Annotated in this window: 1 protein-coding gene and 1 pseudogene; both read right to left on the bottom strand. The window is 63.6% G+C overall.

What is annotated here, in order from left to right; translation table 11 throughout:
- Positions 1-5,266 (bottom strand): annotated as a pseudogene (locus EOA22_RS22325) (glucoamylase family protein); the annotation flags it as partial.
- A gap of 266 nt (positions 5,267-5,532) precedes the next feature.
- Positions 5,533-5,831: HutD family protein (locus EOA22_RS22320; protein ID WP_206521313.1), on the bottom strand; the 299-nt coding region annotated here is incomplete at its 5' end.

The raw sequence follows: 5,831 nt of genomic DNA, 5'->3' as shown, positions 1-5,831 counted from the left end.
ACGATGGTGCGGCCACGGCCGATGAAGGCGCGCCTGTCGGTCTCGGCCTCGGCGTCGCGCGCCGATCCGGACGGATCGGTGACGAAATGCACCATGGCGATATCGGGCTCGCTGGTCTCGCGCTTGCGCCGCGTGGCGAAGATCGCCGCGTTGTTCGCAGAGATTTCGGTTTCCACGAACATCTTCGAGAAGGCCGGATGCGCGTTGTCGGACGCCTCCAGGCCGAGCACCAGCTCGGCAAAGGAGGTCACTTCGATGTGACGGTCGGACGGACCGTCATTGTAGAGCGTGACCCGACGGCCCTCGCCATTGCCTTCCGAGATGACGATGCATTCGACCTCGGAGCGCAAGGTGCCCACCGATTTGACGAAGCTCGCCTTGTCGTCGGAGAACAAGGTCTGCGCCTTTTCCTCGGCGGCTCGCTTCGGTTCGGCTGTAGCCGACCACCAGTCGCCGGTGCCGGCGTCACGCAGGAAGATGTAGGAGCCGAGCCGGTCCTCGGTCGGATCCGGCTGCCAGCGGGTGACGGAGAGATCGCCCCAGCGGCTGTAGCCCGAGCCGGTCGCGCTGACCATCACCGAATAGCGGCCGTTCGACATGACGTTGGTCGACCGCAGCGACTGCAGCGGATTGAGCACGATGCGGGTGTCGGGGCTGTCGACTTCGGTCTCGTCCTTGGAGCGTTCGTCGGCCTCGGTCCTGACGGTCGCTGTCGGGATGTCGCGCGGCGCCCTCTCCTGCAGCAAGAGTTCGGCCGATTCGATGACCGGATCGCTGTGGAAGCGGTCGCGCATGCGACCTTCGAAGATGGCGTCGGCAACCGCCGCGATCGACATGCCCGAATGGTGGGCCATATAATTCTGGACGACGACATGGTCCGTGCCTTCCGGCACGCGCTGTGGCGTGAAGTCGACGGCATCGTAGTAGCCGTGGCGGCCGAGCGCCCCGATCTCCCGCAATCGGGCGAGATTCAGCACGGCTTCACGCGGATTGAACTGGGCCGCCAGTATGGTGGCGTAAGGCGCGATCACCGTGTTCTGGCCAAGACCGCGCTTCAGCCCGAGGCCTGGAACGCCGAAATTGGTATATTGATAGGTCAGTTCGCGGTCGCGGGCATTGTAGGCGGCCTCCGAAATGCCCCACGGCACGTTCTTCTGGCGGCCATACTGGATCTGGCGCTTGATGATCAGCTTGCTGGTCTGGTTGAGGATCGAGCCCTGCGGCTCCTTCATGACCAGCGGCGGCATCAGATATTCGAACATCGAGCCGGACCAGGACATCAGCGCGCCCTGGAAACCGATTTCGACGATCGGCCGGCCAAGCCTGAACCAGTGCTCGGTCGGCAGATCGCCCTTGGCGATGGCGAACAGGCTGGTCAGCCGTGCTTCGGAAGCCAGAAGGTCGTAGCAGCTTTCGTCGAGCTGGTGTTCCTCGACCCGGTAGCCGATCGACAGCAGCTTGCGCTCCGGCCGCATCAGGAAGGAGAAATCCATCTCGAAGGCATAGCGGCGGGTGCGCTCGCGTAAGGTGAGCAGCTTGGCACGCAGCGCCTCGACGGCATTGTCGTCGCTGTGCGCGTCATGGACGTGCGCTTCGCAGGTGGCTTCCAGCCTTGCCGCCCAGTCGACGATGACGTCGCTTTGGGGCGACACCGCCTCGGTATGGATGGCGGTGGCCAATTTGCGGATCTCGCCGGCCAGCACGGCCAGGTTGATGGTGCGGATCGACGCCATTTCGGGCTGCGCCTTGATGGTGTCGACAGCGCGCCGCATGCCGTCGAGACGGTCGGCGAGGCGCTGGCGCAGCGGGCGCAACTGACGGCGGTCGTCGGGCAGATCATCGAGGCTTTCGCTGAGGATGGTGACCGTGTCGAGAATGCCTTCGAAATCGCCCTGGAGGTGCACGGAGGGCGCCTCGGCCCATTCGGCGCAGGCCGCCGCCACCGCCACCAGATGGCCGGCGAGATTGCCGCTGTCGACAGCCGAGATGTAGAGCGGATAGAGCGGCTTCAGTGTCGTGGTGTCGTACCAGTTGAAGAGGTGACCGCGCTCACGCGGCATGCCCTCGATCGTGGCCATGGTGGCGTCGATGCGGGTGATGGCGTCGGACAGGCTGATCCATCCGAAGTCGCGGGCGGAAACGACGGACAGCAGGTAGACGCCGATATTGGTCGGCGAAGTACGAGGCGCCACCACCGGTGCCGGGCTTTCCTGGAAATTGTCGGGCGGCAGATGGTGATGCTCTGCCGTCACGAAGCTTTCGAAATAATGCCATGTGCGCCGCGCCACCGTGCGCAACGTATGGATATCGGCCTGCGATATGCGCAAGCGATCCTCGGTTTCAGCCGAACGGCTGATCCAGCTGGCGATGGCGGGCGAGCCAATCCAGAACAGCGCGAAGAAGAAGGCAACGAAGGCGCCGGTCGAATCGGCCAGCACCGGAATGGCAAGGCCGACGAAGCCGATGATCACGGCGCCATACATCATGCCGTAATAGGAACCGACATCGTTGTCGCCCGCCTTGTGCGCCTGCGAGGCGGTGCGCCATTCCAAAAGGTTCTGGCGGCTGACGAACAACCGATAGAGCGTGCGCACGATGGCATCGCCCATCATCCAGGCGTTGTGCGCCATCAGGACGATCTTCAGCGCCACCATGGCGGTGCCGAAGGCGACGTCGCGTGCCAGGGCCGAGAAATGGCCGCGTGGCGTCTGGTCGCCGCTCTTGGGCAGGATGGCGTTGACGATGTCGAATGTCGGCGCCATGAACAGGCTGAGGATCAGCAGGGCCTGCCATTGCGCGGCCTGCGTGAAGGGCAGCAGCGTCCAGCCGGCAATCGCCGCCATCACCCAGAAGATCGGCGTCAGCGAGCGGCGCAGATTGTCGATCATCTTCCAGCGCGACAGCGCCGGCACGCCGGAGCGCGGATCGAGCATGAAGCCGAGCAACTGCCAGTCGCCGCGTGCCCAGCGATGGTGGCGCGAGGCGTCGACCGAGTAGCGGGTCGGATAGTCCTCGACCAGTTCGACGTCGGTGACCAGCGCCGAGCGCGCCAGCGCGCCTTCCAGCAGATCGTGGCTGAGGATGGTGTTTTCCTCGATGCGGCCCTGCAGGGCGGCCTCGAAGGCGTCGACGTGATAGAGGCCCTTGCCGGTGAAGGACCCGTCGCCGAAAACGTCCTGATAGAGATCTGACACGGCAAAGACATAAGGGTCGAGGCCGCGATTGGCCGAGAACACCCGCTGGAAGAACGACGCATCATCGCCTGATGTCAGCGACGCGGTGATGCGCGGCTGCAGGATCGCGTAGCCGGCGGTGACGACGCGCTTGCTGGCATCGAAATGCGGCCGGTTGAGCGGGTGGCAGAGCTTGCCTACGAGGGTGGCGACCGCGTCACGGGTGGTGCGCGTGTCGGCATCGAGCGTCATCACGTGGACGACGTTCTCCGGCAGCGGCACGTCGAGCGGCAGGAACGTGGTGTCGCTGTCGCCGCGCAGCAGAAGGTCGAGTTCATGCAGCTTGCCGCGCTTCTATATCCTGCACCGGCGCCGGCTCTTCAATGCGGCGCGCCTTCGGAGGGATAGCGTGCGTTGAGACGAGCGATCTCGGCACGCGCGAATTCGAGGATTTCGGTGTCGGCAGCATCGATCTCGGTCTTCGAGTCCGGCCAGTCCGACAGCAGCGCGAAATGGATTTCATCGGCCGTGTTGGCGAGATGATGCACCTCGATATTGCGGATGTTTTCCTCGACATCGTCGCGCGAGCCGATCAGCGACGGAACCACCACCAGCGTGCGCGCCTCGGGCGGCACGCCGTGCCGGTAATCGTAGCCGACGAGGCGCGTCGGTTTCAGGAACAGCGAAACGACCGTGTTGAAGAAGGCGAGCGCGCCCTCGCTGGCCGGCACGGCAAAAAGCGCCAGCATGAGGACGATCGAGGGCACCGACAGGCCGAGATTGGCAAGCGCGTTGCCTGAGAGGACGAGAAGCAGCGCCGTCAGCGCAAACACCGGTACGACGATGCCGAGCCAGCCGGTCTTGCGGAAGGCACGCTTGACTGTCTGGCTGATGGTGGGTCGATAGCCGATCGCCTTCTCCAGCTCGAGCCGGCGTGGGCCGACGAGAAAGAAGCCGACATCGGTGTGGGCGGACCCGGTTAAAACGACGTCGCCGTCGCCATCGCTGGCGGCGTGGCCGGCCAGCTCGATGGCCTTCTCGGCGACGCGATATTCCGAAAGGTTCGAGCGGCGCGCCAATTCCTCGATCGCGGTCCGGTACTGGTCGCGCGAGAAGAAGTCGAGCGCGGCGAAATCGGTACGCTCGCGCAGCACGGTGTCGATGCGGCTGACGCCTTCGAACCACACGGTCCAATCGACGTCGTTGATGAGGCGCAGGCCACGAATGATGTTGCCCGTCGTCACATTGCCGCTGGACAACGTGTGATGTTCGGAAATGATGATTTCCTCGGCATCGGAGCCGGTCTTTTCGAGCTCGCCTTCCAGCCATTCCAGAGCCTTGCCGGCATTCTGCGAGCCATCGCGCAGGCGATAGAGCAGCTGGGTGGCGAAGGTGGTGTCCTGTGCGTGTGCGCTGAAATTGGACAGGATCGACTGCCGGTCGGCGCTGTCGTCGGTGGCCAGGACCTTGTCTGCCACATCGTTGGCGATCTGACGCATCTGACGGGTTCGATTGACCCTGACCGCCAGCCGGCGCAGATTTTCGATCAGCACGAAGCGCAACAGCGAAGGCAGCGCCCAGAGTTCGCCGATCTTCAGCGGCTCGACCGACTGAAAACCCTGGACGATGGACTTGAACATCGTCGCCGAAACGGAACTGTCCGAATGTGCGACATAGGTCCAGGCCAGCGCCAGCGCGCGCGGCACGCTGCCGCCGTCAGGCAGTTTCAAGGTCGGCAGCTGGCGATAGAAGCGGCGCGGCAGGTCGCGCTTGACCTGGAAAATGGTCTCTTCGACCAGGTAATTGTTGTCGAGCAGCCATTGTGCCGCCGGCGTGATCGTCTCGCCCCTCGCCTGCGCCGCATTGGTCGACCGGTAGACTTCCAAAATCTTCTTGGCGCTGTCGCGGATACGGGCCTGAAAATCGAAGGGCGTCAGCCCGAACAGATCTGTGAGGTCGCCTTTCGCCAGGCTTTCACCGAGCAGCCGAAGGCGCTCTTCGGGCAGGTAATTGGAGCGGATCGGCTCTTCGGTGATGGCCGGGAAGCTCGCGCTTGTCTTCTCGATTTGGGCAGGATTCGTCTGAATATTCATTGAAAATTCCGTAAGCGGGCACTGAGCGGCGTCACCGCCACGGCAATGGCCCTAAAACCGGTTCAAATGCAATTGGTTGCATAAACCCCACTTGCCGAAAGTTTGTTTCCGCACCACGACAGGGCGTCGTCTCTCAGCAAAACTCAAAGACAAGCACCCCACTTCCCGCCAGCCAGATCGGCGGAGAGGATTCAGGCTTTTTCGTGATGCCGCCAGCAGCTTACGCTATATTTCGCCGGTACCGCGATCATGTTTGGAAACAAGCGTTAATCGTTGCCGGCGATGGCGCGGATCCGGATCACGTACAGCGTTGCCTCATGGGCGGGTTGGACAAGCAGGCCGGTGCTGACCGGCCCGGACAGCAGCGTGTCGAGCGGCCCGAGGCGAACCGGTTCAGCGGCGGGCACACTGATGTCGCCGTCCAAGCACAGGATGAGCGTTGTGCCGGCTTCAGTCCGGATTTCCACGGGGGCCGAAATCACCAGGCGTTCGACCGAATGCGTCATCCGGCTACGGCGGGTCATGACATTGAGATCGGTGATCGGTCCGCCGATCAGCGCGGCCG

The sequence above is a fragment of the Mesorhizobium sp. M7A.F.Ca.US.014.04.1.1 genome (genome assembly GCF_003998745.1).
GTDB classification, from domain to species: domain Bacteria; phylum Pseudomonadota; class Alphaproteobacteria; order Rhizobiales; family Rhizobiaceae; genus Mesorhizobium; species Mesorhizobium ciceri.
Note: the sequence above shows the minus strand (reverse complement) of the source record. Positions and strands in the feature narration are given on the sequence as shown.